The 26,484-nt window shown below is 64.6% G+C and carries 23 protein-coding genes and 2 tRNA genes; 15 read left to right on the top strand and 10 right to left on the bottom strand.

The window, feature by feature from the left end; genetic code table 11:
* A complete protein-coding gene (locus Har1131_RS03550) occupies positions 1 to 429 on the bottom strand; it encodes a 30S ribosomal protein S12 (protein ID WP_004515440.1) in 429 nt (142 codons plus the stop codon).
* Between the two features lie 458 nt (positions 430 to 887).
* Between Har1131_RS03550 and Har1131_RS03545 the strand changes: the two genes are divergently transcribed.
* A complete protein-coding gene (locus Har1131_RS03545; RefSeq protein ID WP_050037160.1) occupies positions 888 to 3,275 on the top strand; it encodes a methyl-accepting chemotaxis protein in 2,388 nt (795 codons plus the stop codon).
* Positions 3,276 to 3,301: 26 nt separating this feature from the next.
* Here Har1131_RS03545 and Har1131_RS03540 read toward each other — a convergent pair whose 3' ends face one another.
* The 7 genes from Har1131_RS03540 to Har1131_RS03510 all read right to left on the bottom strand — a co-directional run bounded on the left by Har1131_RS03540 (position 3,302) and on the right by Har1131_RS03510 (position 11,885).
* A complete protein-coding gene (locus Har1131_RS03540; RefSeq protein WP_225308073.1) occupies positions 3,302 to 3,526 on the bottom strand; it encodes a hypothetical protein in 225 nt (74 codons plus the stop codon).
* A 217-nt stretch (positions 3,527 to 3,743) separates the two neighbouring features.
* Positions 3,744 to 4,169: a NusA-like transcription termination signal-binding factor gene (locus tag Har1131_RS03535; RefSeq protein ID WP_004515442.1), complete on the bottom strand. Its 426-nt coding sequence runs from the start codon at positions 4,167 to 4,169 to the stop codon at positions 3,744 to 3,746.
* Entirely contained in the window at positions 4,169 to 5,356 is a 1,188-nt protein-coding gene (rpoA2, locus tag Har1131_RS03530) for a DNA-directed RNA polymerase subunit A'' (protein ID WP_014041492.1), read from the bottom strand. The genes Har1131_RS03535 and rpoA2 overlap by 1 nt, the downstream gene beginning before the upstream one ends.
* Before the next feature lie 2 nt (positions 5,357 to 5,358).
* On the bottom strand, positions 5,359 to 8,268 hold the full coding sequence (locus Har1131_RS03525) for a DNA-directed RNA polymerase subunit A' (RefSeq protein WP_014041493.1): 2,910 nt from the start codon (positions 8,266 to 8,268) through the stop codon (positions 5,359 to 5,361).
* On the bottom strand, positions 8,265 to 10,091 hold the full coding sequence (rpoB, locus tag Har1131_RS03520) for a DNA-directed RNA polymerase subunit B (protein ID WP_050037161.1): 1,827 nt from the start codon (positions 10,089 to 10,091) through the stop codon (positions 8,265 to 8,267). Before rpoB ends, Har1131_RS03525 begins: the two co-directional genes overlap by 4 nt.
* A 1-nt stretch (position 10,092) precedes the next feature.
* Complete coding sequence (locus Har1131_RS03515; RefSeq protein ID WP_004959113.1) at positions 10,093 to 11,658, bottom strand: DNA-directed RNA polymerase subunit B''; 1,566 nt, start codon at positions 11,656 to 11,658, stop codon at positions 10,093 to 10,095.
* Positions 11,658 to 11,885 (bottom strand): DNA-directed RNA polymerase subunit H, encoded by a 228-nt coding sequence (locus Har1131_RS03510; protein WP_004959115.1) that lies wholly within the window; start codon positions 11,883 to 11,885, stop codon positions 11,658 to 11,660. Before Har1131_RS03510 ends, Har1131_RS03515 begins: the two co-directional genes overlap by 1 nt.
* Positions 11,886 to 12,161: 276 nt before the next feature.
* Between Har1131_RS03510 and Har1131_RS03505 the strand changes: the two genes are divergently transcribed.
* The 7 genes from Har1131_RS03505 to Har1131_RS03475 all read left to right on the top strand — a co-directional run bounded on the left by Har1131_RS03505 (position 12,162) and on the right by Har1131_RS03475 (position 16,390).
* Positions 12,162 to 12,234, top strand: a tRNA-Asp gene (locus tag Har1131_RS03505).
* A gap of 51 nt (positions 12,235 to 12,285) precedes the next feature.
* Positions 12,286 to 12,358 (top strand) — tRNA-Asp (locus Har1131_RS03500).
* A 557-nt stretch (positions 12,359 to 12,915) separates the two neighbouring features.
* Positions 12,916 to 13,569, top strand: a complete 654-nt coding sequence (locus Har1131_RS03495; RefSeq protein WP_005537126.1) for a hypothetical protein — start codon at positions 12,916 to 12,918, stop codon at positions 13,567 to 13,569.
* A gap of 117 nt (positions 13,570 to 13,686) precedes the next feature.
* Entirely contained in the window at positions 13,687 to 13,983 is a 297-nt protein-coding gene (locus Har1131_RS03490) for a winged helix-turn-helix transcriptional regulator (protein WP_170832126.1), read from the top strand.
* A gap of 74 nt (positions 13,984 to 14,057) precedes the next feature.
* A complete protein-coding gene (locus Har1131_RS03485) occupies positions 14,058 to 14,546 on the top strand; it encodes a metallophosphoesterase family protein (RefSeq protein ID WP_014041495.1) in 489 nt (162 codons plus the stop codon).
* Positions 14,547 to 14,652: 106 nt separating this feature from the next.
* Complete coding sequence (locus Har1131_RS03480; protein WP_014041496.1) at positions 14,653 to 15,426, top strand: coenzyme F420-0:L-glutamate ligase; 774 nt, start codon at positions 14,653 to 14,655, stop codon at positions 15,424 to 15,426.
* Positions 15,413 to 16,390 (top strand): 5,10-methylenetetrahydromethanopterin reductase, encoded by a 978-nt coding sequence (locus Har1131_RS03475; RefSeq protein ID WP_050037163.1) that lies wholly within the window; start codon positions 15,413 to 15,415, stop codon positions 16,388 to 16,390. The genes Har1131_RS03480 and Har1131_RS03475 overlap by 14 nt, the downstream gene beginning before the upstream one ends.
* Here the strand turns inward: Har1131_RS03475 and Har1131_RS03470 are convergent.
* Together Har1131_RS03470 and Har1131_RS03465 are read right to left on the bottom strand one after the other, a co-directional pair.
* Positions 16,347 to 16,565, bottom strand: a complete 219-nt coding sequence (locus Har1131_RS03470) for a hypothetical protein (RefSeq protein ID WP_014041498.1) — start codon at positions 16,563 to 16,565, stop codon at positions 16,347 to 16,349. The two genes, Har1131_RS03475 and Har1131_RS03470, sit on opposite strands and share 44 nt — an antisense overlap.
* 98 nt (positions 16,566 to 16,663) lie before the next feature.
* Positions 16,664 to 18,007 (bottom strand): tryptophanase, encoded by a 1,344-nt coding sequence (locus Har1131_RS03465; RefSeq protein WP_050037164.1) that lies wholly within the window; start codon positions 18,005 to 18,007, stop codon positions 16,664 to 16,666.
* A 162-nt stretch (positions 18,008 to 18,169) separates the two neighbouring features.
* On the opposite strand from Har1131_RS03465, the gene Har1131_RS03460 reads away from it, so the two are divergent.
* The 7 genes from Har1131_RS03460 to Har1131_RS03430 all read left to right on the top strand — a co-directional run bounded on the left by Har1131_RS03460 (position 18,170) and on the right by Har1131_RS03430 (position 26,445).
* Positions 18,170 to 18,853 (top strand): class I SAM-dependent methyltransferase, encoded by a 684-nt coding sequence (locus Har1131_RS03460; RefSeq protein WP_014041500.1) that lies wholly within the window; start codon positions 18,170 to 18,172, stop codon positions 18,851 to 18,853.
* Positions 18,854 to 18,926: 73 nt separating this feature from the next.
* The gene (locus Har1131_RS03455) at positions 18,927 to 19,196 is read left to right on the top strand and encodes a hypothetical protein (RefSeq protein WP_014041501.1); all 270 of its coding nucleotides are present in this window, start codon (positions 18,927 to 18,929) and stop codon (positions 19,194 to 19,196) included.
* 193 nt (positions 19,197 to 19,389) lie between these two features.
* Positions 19,390 to 20,349 (top strand): MoxR family ATPase, encoded by a 960-nt coding sequence (locus tag Har1131_RS03450; RefSeq protein WP_014041502.1) that lies wholly within the window; start codon positions 19,390 to 19,392, stop codon positions 20,347 to 20,349.
* A complete protein-coding gene (locus tag Har1131_RS03445) occupies positions 20,346 to 21,320 on the top strand; it encodes a DUF58 domain-containing protein (protein WP_050037167.1) in 975 nt (324 codons plus the stop codon). Before Har1131_RS03450 ends, Har1131_RS03445 begins: the two co-directional genes overlap by 4 nt.
* Complete coding sequence (locus tag Har1131_RS03440) at positions 21,317 to 23,551, top strand: DUF3488 and DUF4129 domain-containing transglutaminase family protein (protein ID WP_151145066.1); 2,235 nt, start codon at positions 21,317 to 21,319, stop codon at positions 23,549 to 23,551. Before Har1131_RS03445 ends, Har1131_RS03440 begins: the two co-directional genes overlap by 4 nt.
* 44 nt (positions 23,552 to 23,595) lie before the next feature.
* Positions 23,596 to 23,889 (top strand): stress response translation initiation inhibitor YciH, encoded by a 294-nt coding sequence (gene yciH, locus Har1131_RS03435; protein WP_004516073.1) that lies wholly within the window; start codon positions 23,596 to 23,598, stop codon positions 23,887 to 23,889.
* Positions 23,890 to 24,138: 249 nt separating this feature from the next.
* Positions 24,139 to 26,445, top strand: a complete 2,307-nt coding sequence (locus Har1131_RS03430) for a CARDB domain-containing protein (protein WP_151145063.1) — start codon at positions 24,139 to 24,141, stop codon at positions 26,443 to 26,445.
* Positions 26,446 to 26,484 lie beyond the last annotated feature (39 nt).

Below are 26,484 nucleotides of genomic sequence, written 5' to 3'. Positions count from 1 at the left end.
TTATCGGACCGGTTTCTCCGCGTTCCCGCGAACAAGTTCGATGAGAGAGACGCCGTTGACCTTCTCGACCTTGTAGTTGACACCGGAGAGGTCGCCCATCGCGCGGCCCTTCGCCCCGCCGATACCCGCAATCGTGACCTCGTCGTGCTCGTCGATGAAAGAGATAGCGCCGTCACCGGGACAGAACGCGGTGACCTGCTTACCGTTCTTGATGAGCTGGACGCGGACACACTTCCGGATAGCGGAGTTGGGCTGCTTGGCCTCGATGCCGACTTTCTCCAGTACGATACCTCGTCCCTGGGGCGCACCCTCGAGCGGGTCGGACTTCTTGCCCAGGCCGCGTTCGCGACGCGCGTAGTCAGTGTCGGACCACCGGTGCTTCTGGCGGTCCTTCTTGAGCTTGCGCGCGGCGTACTTGCCGTTCGCCATAGTAGGCACTGGTACCTTTCGGAGGTACTTAAGACTCCTCTTTCGGACTCAGCCGGTAGCGCTTCCGTGTGTGGCGTTCTGTGCCATAGACGGGGAAATCAGGTGCAGAACTGGGTTAGATAACGCGAAGAGAGGCCACGACAGCGGGAAAGAAACGGGTAACAAGGTGTTTCGGTCGGCGTATGACGCGCAAAACAGTTCCCGGCGGTCCTTCGGGAACCCATATTCGATGATTTCAGGCTTCACAGAGCATTCTGACACTATTTCGGGAGACCCCACTAGCATCGGTCTGCGGAATTCGTCACAGCCGACAGTGTACGTATCAGGAGTCACAGACACCGGTCCCAGTCCGCCAGGCCGGGAGATAGCCCGGCCACATGGAATCAGGTGTGATAACTGGGCAGATGGTTTCTAGTACCGGCGCTTGAGTTATTCAGACAGACCTGCGGGTAGTATCTATGAAACTCGAACAACGTCTCCCAGACATCGTCCGGCGAACGTACCTCCGGAAGTTGACGCTCATCATTCTCTGTATTGCCCTGCTCGTTGCGGGTGTCAGCGTCACTGCGGAGCGGACGGTCGCAAACGAACTGACTGAACAGCGCGAGAACGAACTGCAGACGGGCACCATCCAGACGGCCACGACAACAGCGGACTGGGTCCGTAGCCAGCGAAACGCCGCACGAACTCTCTCAACGCTGTCCGACGTTCAGGAGGGGAGTCCAACGATGATCCGTGGTGCGTTACAGCGGCAAGCGTTCTACCAGCCGGAGTCCGTGTATGCCATCCACTACGTCAACGAGGAGACCCTGGAAATCGAGGAGTCGTCGCTGAGCGACCGACGCGACACGTCGCTCCGGACTGACGACTTCGAGTGGGAAGGTGGGGGCCTCTCGGTCACCGGGTCGAACTCGGTCGATATGTCGACAGTGTACACTTATGACGGGGGCAAGTACATCGCCTTCGCGAGCCCGGTCGCCCGGAGCGACAAGCTGGTCGTCGTGGTCCACAACGTGACCGCGCGGACGGCCCAGTTCCGCAACTCCATCGACGGCGGTGAAACGCGGATTATCCGACAGGACGGCACGGTCCAGTTCGCCGAGGACGCCTCGACTATCGGGACACAGTACAACGTCTCCGCCAACCTGACCGCACTCACAGCGGGAGAGAGCGACGTGGCCCGGAGCGGGCCGTACCTGATCGCCGCGGAGTCCGTCGATGACACGCCGTGGATCGTCGTCAAGCAGGCCCCGAAATCGACCGCCTTCGCGTTACGTGACAGTATTCAGGGGAGCTTCGTCGCCATCATCGGCGTTTCACTGGCCGGGTTCGCCCTCATCGGCGTCCTCGTCGGTCGCGGCATCATGCAGTCGCTCAGACGGCTCTCGACACAGGCGGAAGCCCTTGCGGTGGGGAACTTCGACACCGACATCGAACAGTCTGACCGCCTCGACGAGATCGGCGACGTCCAGAACGCCTTCTACGAGATGAAGACCTATCTCGACACCGTCGCCGCACAGGCCGACGCACTCTCCAGACAGGCGTTCGACGACCCGGTGCTCGACGAGGACATCCCCGGCCAGCTCGGAGCGTCGCTATCGAGCATGCACGGCAACCTCGAATCGTTCATCAGCGATCTCGAACAGGCCCAGCAAGAGGCCGAAGAGTCCAAAGAGGAGGCTGAGGAGTTGGCCGGAACGCTCGAACGGCAGGCCGAGGAGTTCTCGGCCGTGATGCGGAAAGCGGCCGACGGCGACCTCACCCAGCGACTCGACACCGACACGGACAACGACGCGATGGCCGACATCGCCGCCGCGTTCAACGATATGCTCGCCCAACTTGGCCAGACGGTCATGCGTATCCGGGAGTTTGCCGACGACGTTGACGGCTCCGCCGACCAGATCACCGCGAGCGCCACGGAGGTCCGTGACGCCAGCGAGGAGGTCAGCGAATCCGTACAGGAGATCGCCGACGGCGCGGAGACGCAGTACGAGAACATCGAGGAGACGGTCGACGAGATGTCCGGCCTCTCCGCGACGGTCGAAGAGGTCGCGGCACAGGCCGACGAAGTCGCGACCACGTCGAACGAGGCCGCAGAGATCGGTGAAACCGGCAGCGAGCGCGCATCGGAGGCTATCGAGGTCATGAACGACATCGAGACGCGAGCCGACGAGACTATCGACCGCGTCGAGTCACTCGACGAGGAGATGGAACAGATCGGCGACATCGTCGACCTCATCGACGACATCGCCGAGCAGACCAACATGCTCGCCCTGAACGCCTCCATCGAGGCCGCACGAGCCGGTGAGGCGGGTGAAGGGTTCGCCGTCGTCGCCGACGAGATCAAAGGCCTCGCACAGGAGACGACCGAAGCCACCGAGGAGGTCTCGACGGTTATCGAGGAAGTGCAGGACACCACCGGTGACGCCGTGACCGACATCAGGCAGATGGGCGACTCCGTCACGGACGGTATCGACACTGTCGACGACGCGATCAAATCCCTCGAACAGATCGTCGACCGCGTCGAAGAGGTCAACGACGGTATCCAGTCCATCAGCGACGCCACCGACGAGCAGGCCGCGACGACGGAGGAAGCAGTGGCGATGACCGACGAGGTCGGGACAATCAGCGAGGAAACCGCTTCCCGCGCCGAGAACGTCGCCGCCGCCGCGGAGGAACAGACCGCGACGATCAACGAAGTCACCGGCGGCATCGAGTCCCTCTCGGATCAGGCCGGCGACCTCAGCGAACTCCTGCAGACGTTCGATGTCGACAGCGGCACCACGCACAGCGATACCGACGTGTACGAACACGGCGCGGACGACCCGGCCACTGGCGACGACTGAGCGTCGCCTCCTGTTTCATCTGCCACTTACAGTTTCGGTTCGGCGCTCGACGTGACCAATTGGTAGAGGCCATAGCTACCGAAAAGAACCCCGGCACAAACGCCGAGCGCGGAGCCGATATCCTGTCGCTGGCTGAACCGGACGAGATAAAAGACCGCGGTTAGTCCGCCACCGACGAGCGGGTACGCCGGTGACGCGAGCAGTCCCTCGACGAGACTCGTGGCACCCACCAACACGAACAGCGCGAGCATAAACGCGCCTTCGAGTCCGGACGGGGGGTTCCCAGAACGTGTGCGTGATACAGGTAAATGCCGACGATAGTCAGCGGAGCCAGCAGGTCGCCGCCGTCTGGACGCCGGAGTGCAGGCATAGCAGTCGGTTCACGACCAATCAAAAAAGCGGTTTCTGTCAGTCTCCACATCGACTGCCCGAGCAGGCGGGTCCGTGGACCCGCTCGAATCGCCTCGCTCAGGTCAGTTCGATGCCGTCGATTTCGAAGTGTCGCTTCGCCAGTTGCCGGGCGGCGTCGATGTTTCGGCCTTCGCGGCCGATAGCAGCCCCGCGGTCTTCCTGTGCAACTTCCACGTAAGCGACGGTGTCGTCGTTCTCCGAGACGGTGACGTTGTACACCGCGGCCGGCGCGAGCGCGTTGGCCACGAAGTCCTCGGCCGTCTCGGCGGCTTCGACGAGTTTGACCTCGCGGCCGAGGCGCTCCTCGACGCGCTCGACCGTCTGACCGCCCGGGCCGATAGCGTCGGCCATCTCCCCGCGCTTGACCAGATACACCACCTGGTCGTGGTCCTCGTCGACGACGCAATCCCGGACGGTGACGGCTGCCTCGTCCTCGAAGAGGGCGACCAGTCGACGCGCTTCGTCCGAGAGTTCGACCCGCATCAGTCCTGGGTCGTGCCCATCCGGAGGTTGACGTCGCCGGTGCCGAGCTTGATCGGCTTCCCGACGATGACGTTCTCCGTGACGCCGTCGAGTTCGTCGACCTCGCCGTGGATGGCGGCGTCGAGCAAGTGATTGACCGTCACCTCGAACGCTGCACGGGCAAGCACGGAGTCTTTCGACCCCGAGATGCCGTGGCGGCCGATGGACTCGATGGTCCCCTCGTTGGTCATGATGTCGGCCACGAGCATCAGGTGCCGGACGTTCACGTCGTCGAGCCCCTGCTCTTCGAGCGTGTTCATCGTCTCGTTGATGAGCGTCTCGCGGGCCGCTTCGACGCCGAGTTCCCGGTAGATCTCGTGGATGTTGTTACACGTCGTCCGGGAGGCGTCGACGCCCTCGATGTCGAGCACTTCGCCGAAGTCCGACCCCTCGGTGTAGAGGACGAACTCCTCGCCGTTGTCAGTCTCCTCCTTGCGGATGACGACGCGGGTGATCTCCTCGATCCCCTTGAAGACGATCTCCCGCAACTCCTCGACCAGTTGTAGGAGGTCGCGGTAGCTGGGTTCCTCCGGGCCGAACTCGATGACCGTGCCGGCCTGCCGGGTCGAGACGCCGAGATTCGATTCGATGGTCTCGGCGATCTCCTCGGCGATGGCGTCCGTGTCGTTGACCGTCGGCCACCGCTCCAGCAGCGTGTCCTCGTTGAGGTCGATCTCAACGAGCATATCCGCGACGTTCGTCGAGATGTCACCCAGCGCGAGGATGCGCGTCGCCTCGATCTTCCAGACGACCTCGTGTGCGCGTTCGCGGTCATCCGCGTACTCCTCGTCGAGGTGAACCGTCATCATCGGCGTGTCCGGCGTCTTCCGGGCGTCCACCAGCTCGATGAGCCGTGGCAGGCCCTGGGTCACGTCGATCTCGGCGACCCCCGCGTAGTGGAACGTGTTCATCGTCATCTGCGTTCCCGGTTCGCCGATGGACTGGGCCGAGACGGTCCCGACCGGGTCCAGCGGGTCGACACGCGTGTCGAGGTAGCGGGACTCGACGGCCTTGGCGATGCGGTCGGCGTCGTCGACGCCGACGCCCCGTTCATCGATGGTGCTGTACACTTCGTCTTTCAGCCGTCGCGGCAGCTCAGTGTCCTCGACGACGGCTTCGATGTCTGCTGATACGTCGTGTGCTGTCATTGTTAGTCGTCACCCTCGGCCATCCACCAGTCGTCCGCATGCTCCGAGAGGTTGGTCCGCTCGGTCCGCGTGCCGAGGAAGCTCTCTTTCTGTTTCTCGCTCTCGAACTCCTCGTCGAGGACGCTGTCGGCGATCTGCTCGACGTCGACGATGTCACCCTCCTGGTTCGAGGACACGTCGACCGGCGACGTGCCGTCCTCGCCGAACTCGAACTGGACGATGGTGTCCGAGGTGTCCCGGACGGTCCCGTCGTACTGCGTTTCGAGTTCTGACAGGGCGTTGATGAGCCGGCGCTGCAGGTACCCGGACTTCGATGTCCGGACAGCCGTATCGACCAGTCCCTCGCGGCCACCCATCGCGTGGAAGAAGAACTCCTTCGGGCCGAGCCCGGAGCGGTAGGACGCCTCCACGAAGCCGTGGGCGTCCGCCGAGAGGTCGTTCTCCTCAAAGTGGCTAAGCGTGCGGTTCTCGTAGCCGCGGTTGATCCGCTCGCCACGGACTGCCTGCTGGCCGACACAGCCGGCCATCTGGGTCAGGTTCAGCATCGACCCACGCGCGCCGGACTCGGCCATGATGACGGCCGGGTTGTCCTCGCCGAAGTGGTCCTCGGCGATGTCACCGGCGGAGTCACGCGCCTTGCCCAGCGTCTGCATGATCTTCATCTCCAGCGTCTCGTCGACGGTCCGACCGGGCAGCGATTCGAGTTCGCCGCGGTCGTAGGTCTCGATGAGTTCCTCGACGCGGTCGTAGGCGCTGTCGATGGCGTCGTTGATTTGCTCTTCGGCCTCCCGCGGGATGGACTCGTCGTCGATGCTGATGGAGAACCCGAAGTGCATGATCGACCGCATCGCCAGCGCCGAGACCTCGTTGACCAGAATCCGGGCGCGGGTCCGCGAGTAGTCCTTGGCGATGGTGTCGACGATTTCGCCGCCGAATGCGCCGACGGCGTCCTCGTCGATGGTGCCGCCGGTCATCTGGCCGTCCTCGACGACGACCGTGTCGCCGGCGGAGGACGTGAACTCCAGGTTCAGGTCGTCCGGCAGCAGTTCGGAGAACAGGGAGCGGCCGGTCCAGTACTCCTCGCCGTCCTCATCGACGCCGTCGGCTTCGGGCAGTTCGTCGATACGCGTCGCCCGGAGCAGGTCAAGCGCCTGCGTCTCGTTGAACTTCGGATTGGTGTGGGTCAGCAGGTAGGTCCCGCTGATGTGGTCCTGAATCGCGCCGATGATGTTCTCGCCGAAGCGCGGGGAGAGCATCTGTTCCTGCACGCGCATGAGGACGCGGGCTTCGGCCCGGGCCTCCTCGTTTTGCAGGGCGTGCATGTTCATCTCGTCCCCGTCGAAGTCAGCGTTGTACGGCGGACAGACCGTCGTGTTCAGCCGGAACGTCTTGTACGGCATCACGACGACCTCGTGGGCCATGATAGACATCCGGTGCAGCGACGGCTGGCGGTTGAAGATGATGATGTCGCCGTCGACCAGGTGGCGGGACACTTCCCACTCCGCTTCGACCTTCTCCGCGAGTTCCTCGCAGTTTTTCTCGGTCACCTTCAGCCGGCGGCCGTCCGGCCGCTTGACGTAGTTCGCGCCGGGGTGGGCTTCAGGCCCGTTGGAGACGTAGCGCCGCGCTTTCTCCAGGTTTCGCTCGGTGACGTTCATCGTCTGGGTCATCTCCTTGGCGACCCGGTCCGGCACGCCGACCTCGTTCAGCGAGAGCGTCGGGTCCGGCGAGATGACGGTACGAGCGGAGAAGTTGACACGCTTCCCGGACAGCGAGCCACGGAAGCGGCCCTCCTTGCCTTTCAGGCGCTGAGAGAGGGTCTTCAGCGGACGGCCGGAGCGGTGTCGCGCCGGCGGCGTGCCCGAAATCTCGTTGTCCATGAACGTGGTGACGTGGTACTGCAGCAGTTCCCAGAGGTCCTCGATAATCAGCTGTGGCGCACCCGCCTCGCGGTTCTCCATGAACCGCTGGTTGATGCGGATGATGTCCACAAGCTTGTGGGTGAGGTCGTCCTCGGAGCGCTGGCCGTTGTCCAGCGTAATCGAGGGGCGAGCGGTGACCGGCGGCACCGGCAGCACCGTCAGAATCATCCACTCCGGTCGGGAGCGGGCCGGTTTCATCCCCAGCACTTCGATGTCCTCGTCCGGGATGTCCTCGAACCAGTCCCGGATGTCGCTGGGCATCAGCTTGTTCATGTCCTCCTCGGTCAGGTCAACCGACAACGCCTTTTCCAGAGCGCGGCGGTCCTCCTGCCGGGGTCGGAACTCGCCGCTGAGAATCTCCTGCACACGGCTGCTGTCGATGCCGGTTTCTTCGGAGAGGTCGATCGGCGAGATCGGATCCTCGGACTCCTCCATCGCGGCGGCGATCCGCTCGGGGTAGTCTGAGGCCAGCACGTCCTGCACCTCGTAGTACGTGGTCGGCTTCTCGTGTTTGATGTCGTACTGCTTCTCGCCGCAGAACGGACAGCGGTCCTTCTTGCGGGCCTGCCGGATGGCGGCCTTGGTCACGTCGTTGAGGTCGCGACCGAGGTCCTGGGTCCGTGTCAGTCGGTCAGCGAACTCGTCGCGCTCGTGCTCGTCGAGACAGAGCCGGGAGCACTCCCGGCAGGTCCCGCGCAGGAGTCGGCGGATGAGCTTCGCGAACCCGACGTGGATGACGGGCGCAGCGAGTTCGATGTGGCCGAAGTGGCCGTTACAGGAGCCGCTGTGTTTCCCGCAGGTCTTGCACTCCAGTCCGGGGTCGATGACCCCAAGCCGCGGGTCCATCAGCCCCATGTCGATGGGGAAGCCGTCGTCGTCGTACGTGTCGGCCGTGATCACTTTCGTGGCCGACATCTCGCGGTACTCCTCTGGGTCCATCAGCCCGAAGCTGAGCTGACCGATTTCCTGGGGTGTCTGTTGTGAGCTCATACTGCGTCCTCCAGTTCGATCCGCGGGGCGATTCCGAGCGCCTTCATCTCGTCGAGCAGGAGCTTGAACGCGTAGGACATCTCGACCTCGTGGATGTCCGTCTCCTCCTCGCAGTTCGGACAGTAGATGCGCCGTTGCTCGACGTTCTCGACGGCGGTCATCCCGCACTGCCCGCAGACGTTGATCCACTCGCGGTCGGACTCGTCGAGCAGACGCTCCTTGAGCGCCATCGCCGCGCCGTGCCCGATGAGCACGTCCCGCTCCATCTCACCCACGCGCAGGCCACCTTCGCGGGCGCGTCCCTCGGTGGGCTGGCGGGTGAGCACCTGCACCGGCCCGCGCGAGCGGGCGTGCAGCTTGTTCGAGACCATGTGGTACAGCTTCTGGTAGAAAATGTCGCCGACGAAGATCTCCGCATCGATCTTCTCGCCGGTAACGCCGGAGTACATCGTCTCCTTGCCGCTAGAGTCGAAGCCGTGGTCTTCGAGCGAGCCACGGAGCTCCTCCTCGTCCTCGCCGGTGAAGGCGGTGCCGTCGACGCGGCGGCCTTCGAGTGCGCCGACCTTCCCGCCGATCATCTCGAGGATGTGGCCGACGGTCATCCGCGACGGCAGTGCGTGCGGATTGATGATGAGGTCCGGAACGACGCCCTCCTCGGTGAAGGGCATGTCCTCCTGGGGGGCGATGTGGCCGACGACGCCCTTCTGTCCGTGGCGTGACGCGAACTTGTCCCCGAGTTCGGGGATGCGCTCGTCACGCACAGAGACCTTCGAGAGCTTCGAGCCGTCCTCGCCTTCCATCAGCGTGACCGTATCCACGACGCCGGATTCGCCCGAGCGCATCGTCACGCTCGTCTCCCGGCGCTTCTGGGGCGAGAGGCCGCCCATGTCGTCCGGCTCTTCGAGGAACCGGGGCGGGCTCGTCTTGCCGAGCAGGACGGCGTTCTCGCCGACCTTCGTCTCGGGGTTGACGAGGCCATCGTCGTCGAGGTGCGTGTACGCTTCCTCGCCGCGTGCGCCACGAACCTCGTCGTCAGGAATCTCGAAGCGGTCCTCCTGACCACCGGGGTAGCGCCGTTCCTCACCCTCGTACGTGCGGAAGAAGTGCGAGCGGGCGAGCGCGCGGTCGACCGACCCCTGGTTCATCACGAGTGCGTCCTCGATGTTGAAGCCTTCATAACTCATGACGGCGACGACGAAGTTCTGCGCCGCGGGGCGGTCGTCGTAGCCAATCTGCTCGGTGGTCTGGGTCTTGACCATCGAGAGCTGCGGGTAGTGCAGCAAGTGCTGGCGCGTGTCCGGGCGAATGCGGTAGTTCGCCGACGGCAGGCCCAGCGACTGTTTAATCATCCCCGACCCCATCGTAATCCGGGGCGAGGCGTTGTGTTCGGGGTAGGGAATCATCCCGGCACCGATACCGAACATCAGCTGCGGGTCGACTTCCAGGTGCGTGTGCTTCTCCGTGAGTTCGTCCTCGTCGACGCCGACGAGGATGTCCTCTTCCTCCTCAGCGTCGATGAACTCGACGAGGCCACGCTCGACGAGTTCCTCGAATTCGAGCTCGCCGCTTTTGACCTGCTCGACCTCCTCGTCGGTCATCAGCGGCTCGCCGTCCTCGACGACCAGCAGCGGGCGGCGAGCACGGCCGGCGTCGGCGTTGATGATGACTTCGCCGGTCCGGTTCTTCACCGAGACGTTGACCATCTGGGAGACGTCCCCCCGTCGTCGCGCCTGTCGTACCTGTTCTGCGAGCTGTTCCGGGTCGGGGTGTGTCCCGACCAGACTACCGTTTACGTATACTTTGGCTTCGCGTCCCTGACTCATATTAATCGTCCGCGGGCTGCTGTTCTATCGACTCGATACCGGGGATGCCCTGGACCCCCATCTCTGCGAGTTCCTGTTTGAGACCCTGCGGGTCCGACACGTCCTGTGACAGCTCCATCGCCTGGGCGAAGTTCTTCACCAGCCCACAGTTGGGGCCTTCAGGCGTCTCGGAGGGACAGATACGACCCCACTGGGTCGCGTGCAGGTCCCGCGCTTCGAAGTGCGGCTGGGAACGACTGAGCGGCGAGCGCAGTCGCCGGAGGTGTGACAGCACCCCCATGAAGTCGGTCCGGTCGACCAGCTGGCTCACGCCGGAGCGGCCGCCGACCCAGTTCCCCGTCGCAATCGGGTGTTCGAGCCGCTCGGTCAGCACGTCCGAGCGAACGACTGTCGACACCGACAGCTGGCGGTTCCGCATGTTGGCCCGTTCGAGCTGGTACTTCACGTCCCGGGCGAGCTTGTTCAGCGCCGTCCGGAACAGGTCGGTCATCAGGTCGCCGCTGACCTTCAGCCGCTTGTTGGCGTAGTGGTCCTTGTCGTCGGATTCGCGACGGCCCAGTGCCAGTTCGAAACACGCCTCGGCCATCCGGCAGAGGTAGAACGCCTTGTTGATACGGACTTCCTCTTCCTCGACGCCTTCCTCGTGCAGATGCGGGAGGAGATAGCGGTCGATGACGTAGTTGGCCCGCTTGAGCTGGTAGTTCTTGCCCTGCCCGGAGGCGACACGCTTGCCCAGCGTCTCGATGGCTTCCTCGGTCGTCTGGACCTCGGCCTCCTCCAGGTTCTCCAGCATGAACTTCACGATTTCCGGGTCCTCGCTGACGCGGTGGACGATTTCCTCGTCCGATTCCAGCCCCAGCGCGCGGACCAGCGTGACGAAGTCGATGCTGCCCGAGACGGACGGGAACGAGACTTCCAGCAGCCCATCCCGCGTCCGTTCACACAGCACCAGTGCGCGGTAGCCCCGGCGCTGGGAGAACGTCTTGGCGACCTGCACCTCGTCGCCGTACTTGGTGTCGTACTCGGCCAGAATCTTGTTCGGGGCGAGGTCCTCGCTGGTCATCAGCACCCGCTCGGAGCCGTTGACACAGAAGTAGCCACCGGGGTCTGCGGGGTCCTCGCCGATGTCGATGAGCTCCTCGTCGGTGAAGCCCGCGATGTTGCACTTGTTCGACCCGACCATGATGGGCATTCGCCCGATCTTGGTCTCGGTCCGGTCGACGACTTCCTCCGGCTCCTCCTCGCCACCGCGGACGATGGCCATCTCCATGAACACCGGCGCGGAGTAGGTGATGTTGCGGAGGCGGGCCTCCTGTGGGTACAGCAGTTCCTCGCTGCCGTCTGCTTCCCGAACCCGTGGGGTGACGACGCGGACGTCGCCGAGTTCGACCCACACCGGTTCCTGCCCTTCCTTGTCACCGATGTCGGTCTCGATGGTCTCTTTCTCGTCGACGACCTGCTGCATCCCCCGGTCGAGGAACGCGTTGAACGAGCGGAAGTGGTGTTCGGCGAGCCGTTCCTTGGCGAAATATTCACGCGATATAGCGCGGCGATCTTGTGTGTCCATTATTCTACCACCAGTCGGTACACGACGGCTTCGTCCGTCGTTCTGGAGTCGCGGACGATCCGAACCACGTCGCCGACTTCGGCGTCATCGGGCAGCGCCTTGTCGGTGCGCTTGATCTTCGGAAGGTCCGTCTTCTTGATTTCATACTCCGTGAGTACTGCTTCGAGGTCGTCCTCGTCGACGACACTGTGGTCTGGGACGAGGTCGTGTTGGCTTACATCTACCATGTGTGTGCGTGTGCGTTTGGCCTGCTGCTGGAGAAGGTGGCTGTCACGAGATACTACAGGGCCGTACTGTCGGGGTGCATATAACACTTACCAAGTCGCTCTGCTGTGGCTATCGGACCCGCCCACCCTCGCGGACTGCGGGCGTGGTTGCTCCTACCAATCACATGAAGCAGACCGGACATAGAACTTTGGGTCCCGTCATGTGCACTCATCACGGGGCGGATTTCTTTGGAAAGTCTTAATACCGACACCAAGGTACGAAGAAATGCAACGAAGGCCCGGATGGTGTAGTGGCCCATCATACGACCCTGTCACGGTCGTGACGCGGGTTCAAATCCCGCTCCGGGCGTTCCTATTGCGACCCAACTGACGAGCACCGTGCAGTGTGTGCTCGTAGGCTGCCCGGATGGTGTAGTGGCCCATCATACGACCCTGTCACGGTCGTGACGCGGGTTCAAATCCCGCTCCGGGCGTTTCTATTTCGAACGATTCCGACGAGCACCGCTTAGCGTGTGCTCGCCATCGTGAGCGATGAAACGCACAACAGGGATTTGAACCCTGGAAGTCGCAGCGCCGAACGGAGTGAGGCGACCGTCTTCCGTCGGTTCAAATCCCGCTCCGGGCGTTTCTCTGAATTTGACTCGGTGAGCGACGCGTTTCATCGCGTCGTGATCGCTCACTCCGTTCCGGGCCCCCGTTTCAGTGGCTGTCCAGCAAGCAGTAAACACCGCTTACTGGTCGATAAAACGGCATATACTGATATTACACGCCCGGCACAATAGCAGACGTCCGGGGAAGTGCCCCCTTGGCCTGTCATAGTGTCCGTCCACCGGGGTCGGACGTGCTATCACTTCACGCGGGATGGCATATGTTTTGTGTTGGTTGTAATACTGTCGGCTGTAACTATTTCAAGATATTCGCCACCTCAGGGTGGCGAAATTCTTCACAGACGTACAGCCGACAGTATAAGCCGTGCGGATTAGCGGCTGCCAGCGACAAACTGTTTACGAGGCCCCGCAAAAGAGGGGCCATGGAGGACGTGGATGGCGAGGAAATGCCCGGCGCGATCGTCGAGGCGTTCCTCGAACGCGAGGAGGGCGTCCGGGCGCTGCTTGAGGAACTGGAGAAGCTCACTATCGAGGGCCGTCACGAGGAGGTCCGCGACCGCGTTCGCAATCTGGCCGACAGCGACGAGTCAGTGTTTTACACCGTAGCGTTTAGCCTCACCAACTCCCGGCAGTTCTTTGGCGACGTGGAGGCACAACTGGACGTGACCGCCGCGGACCGGCTTCGGGACCTCGCCGACACGTTTCCCGCGCTGGCCGAGCCGTTCAACATCGTCCGAACGGAGCGGGCGGACGACCGCCTCAATCCGGTGACGGACACGAGCTACGCCGTGAGCTACCACCGCGGGGTCGAGTCGCCGATGGTGACATACAGCCCGCTGTCGGGCGAACAGGAGCTGTACGAGTCCCGCGGAACGCCAAGCGAGGTGTTGCGGGTGGCGTCTGACCTCACGAGCGCGACGACCGACGCGCTGGACGTGGCGATGGATAACGACTACTCGGTCAACACGGAGGAGCTGAGCGCGCTCATCGACCGCCGTGAAGAACTGGAGACGGAGCTGAGCAAGCTCCGGGACCAGCTCGACGAGCTTCGCCGGACGCCGGTCTCGGACGAGTAGCGACTGATGGTTCACATAGGTAGAGAGCGGTACAGAGGGACAACCCGCGTCGCAGTGCCGCAACTGAGGCGTTTATGTGTCACGACCCTAAATGCACAGATACGATTTGCTATGGGAATGGACCGACTGGAAGATCAGGTCGAGAAGGAGGGGCGGGACCTGTCGATCCTCGAAGCCGTCATCGAGAACGGGCCGATCGGTATCGTTCGGCTCGCCGAGGAGACAGGGGTCCCGAAACACAAGGTGCGGTACTCGCTGCGGATGCTGGAAGACGACGAACTCATCGAGCCGACGCCGCAGGGAGCGATTCCGGTGGACAACATCGACGAGCGGGTCGCAACAATCAATGGCGGCATTGATCGACTGGTCGAGCAGTTGGACGGACTGCGGGACGTGTTTTCGTCCACAGAGTAGCGCCGCCACAGCGATCGGTCGGCACCCGTTTCCGTGGCAGAAACCCTTTTTGAACGCCGACGCGATGGATTTGTATGGATGTCGCTCTCATCAGCGATTCGCACATTCCCTCCCGGGAACACGAAATCCCGCCGTCGTTCCGGGAGCGCATCGAAGTCGCGGACCACGTCATCCACGCCGGTGACTTCGACAGCAAGGGGGCGCTCGCTGACATCCGCCACATGGCGACGGGGCTGACCGCCGTCTCGGGCAACATCGACCCACAGATCGGATTGCCGGAGCGGGCGACAGTCGAACTCGGCGGCGTCACGTTCGTCGTGACACACGGCACCGGGTCGCCGCGGGGCTGGGCGGACCGTGTCGCCGCTGCGGTCCGCGACGAGGCCGACAGCAGTGCCGTCGGCGTCGCCGGCCACACCCACGAACTGACGGACACTGTCTACGAGGGTGTGCGGCTCCTGAACCCTGGCAGCGTCACGGGCGCATCGCCGGCCAGCCGACCGACGATGCTGACGGCGACGGTCGAGGACGGCACGCTCGACGTGCACCAATACGAGCTGTAAGGCCTCGGCTGTCGCGGTTCGCTCCCGCGTACCGGCAGCTGTTGCCACTGTTGGCCGGCTTTGCAGCGAACGCGGGTCTTTTTCCCGCAGGGACCGCAGGAACGGTATGGAAGTCTTCGCGGTCGAAGGGTTGCCCGAGGTCCGCCCCGGGGACGACGTGGCAGGGCTGCTCGTCGAGCAGGCCGACCTCCGGGACGACGACGTGATCTGTGTCGCCAGCACTATCGTTTCCAAGGCCAACGGACGCGGCCGGTCGCTATCGTCGTACGAGCCGAGCGCGCGTGCCGAGCGCATCGCGGCGACCATCGAGGACATCGCCGGTGAGGAGAAAGACCCGCGAATGGCACAGGCGATTCTCGATGAGTGTACTGAGGTGCTGGTCGAAGCCCCCTTCATCCTCGGCGTGACGGAGTTCGGGCATATCACCGTCAACGCGGGCATCGACCGCTCGAACGTGCCCGGCGCGGACCTCCTCTTGCTCCCCGAGAATCCGACGGCCGAGGCCGAAGCCATCCGTGCTGGCATCCGCGAACAAGCGGGCGTCGAACCCAGCGTTATCGTCACCGACACGTCGGGGCGGCCGTTCCGACTCGGCCAGCGCGGCGTCGCACTGGGCTGGGCCGGGCTCCCTGCCTCTCGGGACTGGCGGGGCGAACACGACCGCGACGGCCGCGAACTCGAAGCCACCGTCCAGGCCGTTGTCGACGAACTCGCCGCCGCGGCCAACCTCGTCACCGGCGAAGGCGACGGCGGAACGCCCGTCGCAGTCGTCCGCGATTTCGACTTCGGCGACCACGCGGGCAGCGAGCAACTGTTCCGCGACCCGGAGAAGGACGTAGTCAGACAAGCACTCAGAGACTGGTCTCATGTACGCGATTGAACTCACCCCGGAACACCCGGTCGCACAGCTCGCCTCGCTTGCCGAACAGGCCGAATCGAACGCGCTCGACGCCGTGTACGTCAGCCATCACTACAACAACCGCGACCAGTTCATGTCGCTGACCGCGATGGCCGAACGGACCGAAGAGATACTGCTCGGTCCCGGCATCGCCAACCCCTACGAGACGCATCCAGTGACGCTGGCCTCGCGGGTGGCGACGCTGGAGGAACTGAGCGATGGCCGGGCCGTCTTCGGTATCGGGCCGGGAGACAAATCGACGCTCAGCAACCTCGGCTTCGACCACAACGACGCCCTGCGTCGCGTGCTTGAGACGTTCACGACGGCCCGGAAGCTCTGGGACGGCGAGCGGGTCGACCACGACGGGACGTTCGAGGCCGTCGACGCCGGGCTGAACTACGAGGTCGGCGATATTCCGGTGTACGTCGGTGCACAGGGGCCACACATGACCCGGATGGCGGCGAAACACGCCGACGGCGCGCTGTACAACGGCGCGCACCCGAAAGACCTCGCGTGGGCACGCGAGCAAGTAGAAGAGATGGCCGACGAACGGCCCGAGGAGTACGGCGAGTTCGACCTCGCGGCCTACGCCAGCGTCTCGGTCGCCGAGGACGAGGCCGAGGCGCGGGAAGCCGCCCGGCCACCGGTCGCGTTCGTCGCCGCGGGGTCGCCGCCGCCGGTGCTCGACCGCCACGGCATCGACCACGACGCCGCCGCCGACATCGGGGCGGCGATTTCGGCCGGCGAGTTCCCGGCCGCGTTCGAGGGTGTGACGGAGGCGATGCTGGACGCGTTCTGTATCGCCGGAACGCCGGAGACGGTGGCCGAGCGCACGGCAGAATTAGAAGAATATGCCGACAGTATCGTGTTCGCGTCGCCGCTCGGGCCGGACGTCGAGACGGCTATCGATTTGCTTGGGGCGGTCCTCGACCGCCGGAGCCACTGAACAGCGACAGCACGGCCCCCAGCGACAGGTACCCGAAGAAGACGACCGAGACGGTCGTGATGACGGCACCGACGGCGAGCATGAGTGCCGCCAGCGGGTCGTTCAGTGCCACGTCGATGAACCAGCCGGGCATGTCGATGATGCTCTGGAGCAGTTCCGACAGCAGTCCTTGCATTACCTGAACGTTAGCGTGGCCCTACTTTGTGTTTGCGTTCCCGGCCACAACGTGGTTGCTCGTGGGTCGCTGTCGTCCGGGGCCACGGGCGAACGACCCTACGCAACGGGCTCGAGTTCCGCTGAGAAGTGTCTGAGTTCTTCCATCGGTGGCTCCCAGACGATTTTCAGGCCAGTGTACTCGTCGCGACAGTCGCGAACGCGAGCAGCGGTCTCCGCGATGTGTTCGAGGTGTTCTCGCCAGTACGTCCGGCGAGGAAGGGCAAGCCGAACGAGTTCTGGGCGGTCGGTGCCGGGGAAGGCAAACGAACCGAGTTCGACTGTCCGGACGCCGCCTTCGCGGTAGAGTTCGCAGACGAGCCGCTGCCCGGGGAACTGGTCGGCGGGGATGTCCGGGAGCAGGGCGGCCGCATCGATGTAGACGGCGTGGCCGCCGGTCGGCGTGACGATCGGGATATCGCGCTCACGCAGGAGGTCGCCGAGGGTCGCGACTTGTTCGATCCGCTCGGCGACGTACGGCGGTTGGACCGCTTCCCGCAGACCGGTGGCCATCGCTTCGAGGTCACGACCTGCGAGACCGCCGTATGTCGGGAACCCTTCGTAGAGGATCGCGCGCTGTTTGCACTGTTCGAACAGGGAAGTGTCGCGGACGGCCGTGAACCCGCCGATGTTTGCGAGGGCATCCTTTTTCCCGCTCATCGTGATTGCGTCCGCGGGGCGTAACTGCTCGCGAGCGATCTCACTGAGGGGCGTGTCGGCGTATTCGGGGTCCCGTTGCTTGATGAACTGTGCGTTTTCGGCGAACCGACAGGCGTCAATGACGAACGTTGCGTCGATTTCCGTGGCGAAGGCGGCCGTCTCGCGGATGTTCGCCATCGACACTGGCTGGCCGGCGGCGGAGTTGTTCGTGATCGTCAGGACGACAGCCGAGACGGCGTCCTGCCCGTACTCCTCGACAGCGTCCCACCCTCGCTCTGTGGCGAAGTTGCCGGCAAACGTCCCGACGCTATCAGTGGTCAGGTCCGTCTCTGCCGGGCAGTCGACTGCAGTAGCGCCTTGATTCGTTACGTGTGCGCGGGTGGTGTCAAAATGCGTGTTGTTGAGCACGACGTCACCCTCGTCCAGTAGCGCCCCGAACAGGACGTTCTCCGCGCCGCGGCCCTGATGTGTCGGCACCACGCGGTCGAATCCCATCACGTCAGCGACCGCCTCACGGAAGCGTTCGAACGAGCGCGAACCGGCGTAGGCCTCGTCCCCGCGGACCACGTCCGCCCACTGGTCGTCGCTCATCGCGCCAGTCCCCGAATCAGTCAACAGGTCGATAAAGACATCATCCGCAGCGAGGTTGAAGACGTTGTGTCCGGCTTCGCTGAGCGCGGTCTCACGTCGCTCACGGGGCGGAAGCTGTATCGACGTTACCGATTTAGCCTTGTACGAGCGCATGCTGTGTCGCAGTACGCCGATTGACTTATTCCCCATCTGATATTTTGTGTACAGAGGTGGGCTGAGATGTCCATCACCAGACGGGTACGGCTATCGGTGGACACGTCTTTCTGGCAGGCCAAAATAGCGGGCATTTTGAGGCCAGAACTGCTGGAGGGACGTATGAGCGTTCGCGAGGAATTCGACGCGTGGGCGGCCGAAGGCAAAGACAGAGGGATGGAAGACCGGCACTGGCACACCGCCAAGCACGTCCTCGCCCGGATGCCGGTCGAACCGGGCGACACGGTACTCGACCTCGGTACTGGCTCGGGCTACGCGCTCCGTGCGCTCCGTGACACCAACGACGCCGGTCCCTGCTACGGGCTCGACGGGTCACCGGAGATGCTCCGGAACGCCCGCGAGTACACGGACGACAACGGTATCGGGTTCCTGCGTGGCGACTTCGACGCGTTGCCGTTTGCGACCGACAGCATCGACCATGTGTTCTCGATGGAGGCGTTCTACTACGCCAGTGATCCGCCACACACCCTCGAAGAAATCGCGCGAGTGCTGCGACCGGGCGGGACCGCCCACATCGCGGTGAACTACTACGAGGAGAACGTCCACTCCCACGAGTGGCAGGAGTTCATCGACATCGAGATGACCCGCTGGAGCGGCCCGGAGTACCGCGAGGCCTTCCGCGAGGCCGGCCTAGCCGTTGCGTCGCAGGACACGATCCCCGACCGCGAGGTGGAGATTCCGCCGGCAGATGCGTTCCCCACGGACGAGTTCGAGACCCGCGAGGCGATGGTCGAGCGCTACCGCGAACTGGGGACGTTGCTGACCGTCGGCGTCGCCACCGAATAACGAGGTAGGCATCAGAGCACGGCGTCGGAACGACCGACAGGGTATTTTGTGACCGCAACCAAAACCAGGGTGTATGGCCGAAGACGCCTCGCTGGAGGACTTTCTCGACGATAGCAGCGAGAGCGAGGACGAGGGAGCGGACGGCATGTCGGCGAGAGACGATACTGCAGAGACAGAAGGCGAAACCACCGACTCCGCAGCCTCGTCCGAGGCGGTCGACCCGGCCGTGACGACGTACGCGTGGTCGCCCGAGGGAGCGGCATGTGACGAGTGTGGCGAGGTCGTCGAGCGCCGGTGGACACAGGACGGGCTCCTCGTCTGTGGGGCCTGCAAGTGCTGGTGAGCCCCGCTACCGGCCACAGAGCGGATGTGTGTGGACCTCACGCATCCACAGAGTTACATGCCATCACGCCGTAGACGCGGCTACAACTGAACGGCCCGGAGGATGTGGCACCCACACAAGACACTTACTGGTCGACAGGGCAGACTATCCCACCAGTCCCCGTGCCAAGGCGTCGTCCCACGAGATCGCGACTATGACAGATACTGACACCTCACGCAGTCAACAGTCGGACAGTCCCCTCCGCGACGCCACACGCGTCGCCAATCAGGTGATCGAAAACGTCGAGCAGGTCATCGTCGGGCAACACGACGCAATCGAGCACATCGTGACGGCGGTGCTCGGCCGCGGACACATTCTACTTGAGGACGTCCCCGGCGTCGGCAAGACGATGCTGGCCCGCTCCGTCGCGGCCTCCTTCGACGGCGAGTTCAAGCGCGTCCAGTTTACGCCCGACCTCCTGCCGACCGACGTGACCGGTGTCAACATCTACAACCAGAAGACACAGGAGTTCGAGTTCCGGCCCGGCCCCATCTTCGCCAACGTCGTCCTCGGCGACGAAATCAACCGTGCACCGCCGAAGACGCAGTCGGCGCTGCTTGAGGCGATGGAGGAACAGCAGGTGTCCGTCGACGGGACCACACATCCCGTGCCACAGCCGTTTACCGTCATCGCCACGCAGAACACGGTCGAGCAGAACCGGGCCTACGACCTCCCGATGGCTGAACTCGACCGGTTCATGACGAAGCTCCATCTGGGCTATCCGAACGAAGCGGCAGAGACGGAGATGCTGGGTGACGTCGTGGGGCAGCACCCCATCGAGGAACTCACGTCGGTCGCCACCCTCGAAGCGCTGTCCGCCGCTCGGGAGACGGTGGCCGACGTGACCGTCGAAGAGCCCATTCGCTCGTACGCGACCCGGCTGGCGCGGTACACGCGGGAGAACGCACAACTTGGCGTCAGCCCGCGAGGGAGCATCTCGCTGCTGCGGGCGGCACAGGCCCGGGCCGTCCTCGACGGCCGCAGCTACGTCATCCCCGACGACATCCAGACGGAAGCGCCGGTTGTCCTCCCGCACCGGATCCGCACTGAAAGTAGCGAGCAGAACGCCCGGGAACTCGTCGCGGAGGCACTCGATACCGTCTACGTCGAATGAGACCGACGCGCCGCGGTTTCGCCGTCCTCGCCGTCGCCGTTGCCGCCCTCCTCGTCAGTGCCAGATTCGGCCAGCCTGGGCTCACTGCTGTCGCCGGCCCGCTGTTCGTCGGCGTGTTCGCCGCCGCCGTCCAGGTTCGCTGGAGCGGCGCGCCGACCGTCGAACGGAGCCGACTCCGCCGTGGCTTCCCCGGCGAGACGAAACCCGTCGAGTTCCATGTCGACGGCAGCGGCATCGCGACAGTCACCGACCGGCTCTCCGAGGGGTTAGAGGGGGAGACGACAGTCACTAAATCCCTGCCCGCGACGGTGACCTACCGAGTCACCTACACGGCCCGGGGCGAGCAACAGGTCGGCCCCGTCGAAGCGACGGTGACGGACGCACTGGGACTCATCAGAGAGCGCTACACCATCGAGAGCAAGGCCGACGTACTGGTGTATCCGCCCGTCTACCGACTGGGCGGCACGGACGCGTTCGCGCGGACGTTCACACCGGAGAACGAGGACCGGCAGTCGTTTGACCGACTGCGAGAGTACGTCAGCGGCGACTCCTTGCGGAACGTCCACTGGAAGTCAAGCGCCAAGCGCGAGGACCTGTTAGTCAAGGAGTTCACTGACAACCGGAGCGACCGGACCCTGCTCGTTGCCGCGGAAGCCCAGCGGGGCCACGCCGACGAGATGGCCGCCGCGGCGGCGACGATCACGATGGCCGCGCTGGAGAGTGGTCTCGCCGTCGAACTCGCCGTCCCGAACGGCGCGGTCGAACAGGGGTACGGCGACACCCACCGAACGCGACTGCTCGAACTGCTGGCCCGGGCTGACGCGGGCCAGACCGGCCGGACAGACGACGCCGACGTGATTGTCACAGCCAACGGCGACGGGGTCACGGTGTCGGTCGACGGCCGCCGCCAGTCCTTCGCTGCTGTGACCGCCAGTCGGGACAACCCCATCGCAGGCGAGGTGAACGGATGAGCGCCGTCGTCGTGGAACGAATCCGCCGCCGAGTCCCGTGGAGCGGGTCACGAACGTTGGCGCTGCTTGCGGCGGCGCTGGCCATCGGTGCGCCGCTGCGGACGATGTACTATCTCAGCGACGTAGTCGGCGACCCGACTCTGTTTCTGGCGCTCACCGCGCTCTCGCTCGTCGGTGCGACGCTGCTGGCTCGCGTGCTCAGACCGCCCCTCGCGGTCGCTGTCGGCGCAGTGCTGTTCGCCGGCGGTCTCGGTGCGTACATCCTGAACCTCTCGACGAATCCGGCAGTGACGGAGCTGTTGGCCGACACCGCCGCTCTGCTGACCGGACGGTCACTGCTCCAGATTGCCAAGGTCAGGCTGTGGGTGCTGTCGTTCGCGCCGGCACCGGTGTTTCTGACCTGGTACTTCGCCTTGCGGCGCTGGTACGTGACGGCGACGGTGGCGGCCGGCACGGCGCTGGCGTTCTTCGCCCTGACGACCGACGCCGGCGTGGTGACGACGCTGCTGGGCGTGGTCGGCATCGCGGCGACCATCGGCTTCGGGACGCTCGATACGCTGTCGGCGGACGAGCCGGCGGACCTGACGAAGCGACCCGATGCGATGTCCGGCAGCAGCGAGACGGGACAGACGGACGACGACAGCGAGGGCATCGACGCCGGGCGGCGAGCCGTCCTCGAACAACTGGCGGCGATAATCGTCGTCCCGGCGGCGCTCTCGCAGGTCCCGATCACCCGGGATAGTTTGCTGTCGTACGATGATGGGTCGGACGGCCAGACCGTCGAAGGGAGCCTCTTCGACGCCGGGGAGTCCCTCTCGGTGCTCGGGAGCATCTCGTTGACGCCGGAGATACGGTACACGGTCGAAAGCGAGGAACCGCGCTACTGGCGGGTCGCCTCCTACGACCGCTACACCGGCAACGGGTGGGTGCGGACGGGGAACCCCACCCCGTACGACGACCAGCGCCTCGACTCGCCTGAGGGAGAGACCCGGACACTTCGACAGGAGTTCCGGGCGGAGTCGACCATCGGGACCGTCCCGGCCGCCTGGAAGCCCGTTCGCTACTCAGGGGAGCCGTCGGTACTGGTCTCCAGCGAGGGCGGGTTCCAGCCTAACGGTACGCTGTCGACGGGCGACAGCTACGAGGTCAGGAGCGAACTGCTCGTGGCGACGCCCGACGGACTGCGCGGGGCCGGCACTGACTACGACGACGCGACCGCGGAGCTGTACACTCAACTCCCCGACAGCACGCCGGATCGGGTCGCCGAACGGACGTCCATCCTCACCGCGAACGCCGAAAACCCCTACGAGACGGCACTGGTCGTCGAGCGGTGGCTCCAGGAGAGCAAGGGCTACTCGCTGGAGGTCGACCGACCCGAGTTCAACGTCGCCGACGCCTTCCTCTTCGAGATGGACGAGGGGTACTGCGTCTACTTCGCGACGACGATGGTGACGATGCTCCGGACACAAGGCATTCCAGCGCGCATGACCGTCGGCTACACGTCCGGCCAGCGAATCGACGAGAACCAGTGGGTTGTGCGCGGGCTCAACTCCCACGCCTGGGTCGAGGTGTACTTCCCCGACCAGGGCTGGGTGCAGTTCGACCCGACGCCGTCCGGGCCGCGCGAGGCGGTCAGGCAGCAGCGTATCGAGGAGGCGAGTTCGGACGAATCGTCACCCACTGTCGGCGACGACAACCCGGTCGAACAGTACACGCCATCCGACACGTCGACACCCGCCCCGCTGACCGAGACCGACGAAACCGAGGCCGAGCCGACTGAGACACCAACGGCCACAGAAACCGACACGCCAACCGGCACTGCAAGGGAGCCGGGCACGGGCGACGATGCGGGGCCGAGCCTGCCGGACCTCCCGTCACGCGAGGAGATGACGCTCGGCGTCGTTGCACTGCTCGGTATCGCGGCGGGCGCGCGTCGGTCCGGCCTCAGCGGGCGAGCCTACCGGGCAGTGTGGCTGCGCTACCAGCGCCGCGTGGACCCCGAGACCGACATCGAGCGAGCGTTCCAGCGGGCCATGTACGTCCTTGCGACGGAACACCGGGACCGCGAGAGCGGTGAGACAGTCCGGGCGTATCTCGACGCGATAGAGGCCGACGACCGGGTCCGTCGGCTGGCGGCGCTACGGGAACGACTCCGGTACGGCGGCGAGGTCGACGAAGCGGTTGCCGACGAGGCCGTCGAAATCGCTGATAGAATCGTCTCCGCCCGGTAGTCCCCGACAGTGTTTAATAGGTCGTGTTCGTAGGCGCGATTGTAATGTCGGAAGTCTGCTCGACGTGCGGGCTGCCTGAGGAGCTCTGCGTCTGTGAGGACGTCGCTAAGGAGTCCCAGGAGATTAACATCCGCATCGACGAGCGCCGTTACGGGAAGGAGGTAACGATTATCGAGGGATTCGACCCGAAAGACGTCGACATGGACTCGCTGTCCTCAGACCTCAAATCGAAGTTCGCCTGCGGTGGCACTGTCGAGGACGGGCAGATAGAGCTCCAGGGCAATCACACGGGCCGCGTCGAGGATTTCCTCCGCGACAAAGGTTTCAACGTCGCCTGAACTCCTGACTGCCAACGGTTCTCGTGAGAGCGCCGTGGCAAGCCACTGCTGTGACCTGCTCGCCAGCTTTTCAGTCTGGTCTGCTCGCGAGTGTTCGCTGCGGCCGGCCACGAGTGGTTCAGGTCTGGCTGTTTTTTTACCGTCGTGGGCGCTTCTGGTAGCGACCGGTCGAGACAGATATTGTTGCATGATACCAGCACCCATAATCGGCGGTCAACTATTTCAACCACGGGGAGGTAACTGTTTGCAATGTTCGTTGTACCCCGACGGGTGGTGGCCGTCGGACTCGTGGTCCTTCTCCTCGGTGGGGGATTCGCGTCGCTCCCGGTGGCGGCGAGCGCTGACCACGGGGCGGTGACCGGGGCCAGCGTCGACACAGCAGTCGGCGGAGCCAGCGAGAACAGTACGTATCAGGCTGATAGGACGTCAGAGCAAGATAGTGGTGGGACAGGCGAGACAGCGGCCACTGCCGAGGCGAGCGGTTCGCTAGCCCGGGTCGGAAGTGCCGATACACACCGTCGACGGCCGCGGCGACAGGGTGGGAACACTGCCGGAGGGGCCGTCGCGATGGCGGCCAGCATTGAGACAGGGACAGCCACGTCGGGTGCGACACAGACCGACGACGGCGACGTGATTCAGCAGACACAGACCTACGCGCGCATACCGGAGGAGCCGGGCGAAGTCGCGGTGACCCTGACCTACGAGGTTCCGGACCGGGTCGTCGACCTCGAAACACACGTCCCAGCGGAAGCGACGGTGACTGACACCGACGGGTTCGAGCGCGTCAACGAGTCCGTCTACGAGTGGGAAGAAACGACGGATACGGCGACGGTCAGCTACCGCATCAACCCGAACCGGACCATCGAGAAGAGCGGTCCGGAGGGGGCCGAGGGCCGCTATCTCAGCGTCGATACGGGCGACTGGGCGCTGCTCACGCGGTCACGGACGCCGACGCGCTGGCGCTACACTGGCCAGGACCCCGTCAGGTACAACCGGACACTCCGGACGGCAGGCCCGGGTGCGGCGGGCGAGGAGATCGTGTACCTCGGCGAGGTAGCGACCTTCGAGGAGACGGCGCACAACCAGACGTTCACGCTGGCTATACCGGAGCGGGCGACGATGACGGCCTCGCCGATTTCGGTCCTCGACTCGATGGCGAACGCGTCGAACGCCCTCCGGGTCGGTGACCGTGACGAGCAGGTGTTCGTCGTCGCCGCGCCGTCCGAGGCCGTCGAGTGGGGCGTCGAGGGGTATCAGATCGGTGACGCAGATATGTGGGTCCAGTCCCGGCAATCGCTGGATACCGCCAACAACGTCTGGCTCCACGAGTACGTCCACAGCCGGCAGGCCTACGAGACGACGCGGGAGACGCGGTGGACGGTCGAGGGCTGGGCGACGTACTACGCCGCTGTCCTGACGCTGGAACAGGACCGGATCGGGTTCGACGAGTTCCGGGCACAGCTCGCAGCGGGCGGACGCCCCGTCTACAGCGACGTGGCGCTGACGGACCGGTCGAGTTGGACGAACGACGCGAACTACAGGAAGGGCGCGCTGGTAGCCGGGCGGGCAGACGTCCATATCCGCTCGGCTACTGACCGCAACAAGACACTCCAGACTGTGTTCCAGTCGCTAAACGGCTACCGCGACCCGGTCACGCAATCGCAGTTCCTCAGCGAGGTCGAGGCCACTGGCGGGGCAAGCGTTCGGAACACGACCGCGACGGAGACCGAAACGACAACAACGGTGGCGATGTGGAACGAGACGACGCACCGGCGGTTGTTCGGTGCGATCCCCGCCCGTATCGGCTACAGCCTCCCACCGGTCGACCGCGCGGACGCCTACCGTGCAGACAGTCTCTACCGGTCGGACGCACCCGTCGGCGGGAGCGAACCGATCCGGCTGGCGACCAACGAGACGCTCGCGGTCGACGCGGTCGTCGAGAACGCCGGCGGTGATGCGGGAGCGTACAACGTGACGCTCGCGGTCAACGAGACCGTCGTCGCCGCGAAACAGGGCCAGATCGAACCGGGGGAGCGGACCGAGGTCGAAGTGACACACACGTTTGCCGACCCCGGCCGATACGTGATCAGTGTCGACGGCGACACCGTCACTGTCGTGGTGACGGAACCGGCAGCGGCCAGCGTCACTGACGTCACCGCGAGTCCGCAAGAAGTCAGGCAGGGGGACAGTGTGGACGTGACCGCCACTGTCGCCAACGACAACGAGATTCCGGGGACAATCGCGGTCGAGTTCCGCCGCAACGGCACCGTGTTCGCGGAGCAACGGCTGTATCTCCCGCCACAGGCGACGACGACAGTCGTGCGGACGGTCACCCTCGGCGAACTCGGAACAGTCTCGCTGTCGGCGGGTGACGGACGGACCGCGACGGCGGTCGAGGTGGTCGTCTCGACCGAAACAGCCGAACCAACGTCGACGCCGACGGAGCGGCTCACAGACACACAGACGACAGCCGGCGAGGGCAACGGCTTCACCGCGCTCGTGGCCGGTCTCGCGGTGTTGCTTGCGGCCCTGATCGCCCGTCAGCGCGGTTCCTGACACGAGGCCGAAGGGAACAGTTATTGCGGTCGGCTAGCC

This window comes from Haloarcula sp. CBA1131 (assembly GCF_008728975.1).
GTDB classification, from domain to species: domain Archaea; phylum Halobacteriota; class Halobacteria; order Halobacteriales; family Haloarculaceae; genus Haloarcula; species Haloarcula hispanica.
Note: the sequence above shows the minus strand (reverse complement) of the source record. Positions and strands in the feature narration are given on the sequence as shown.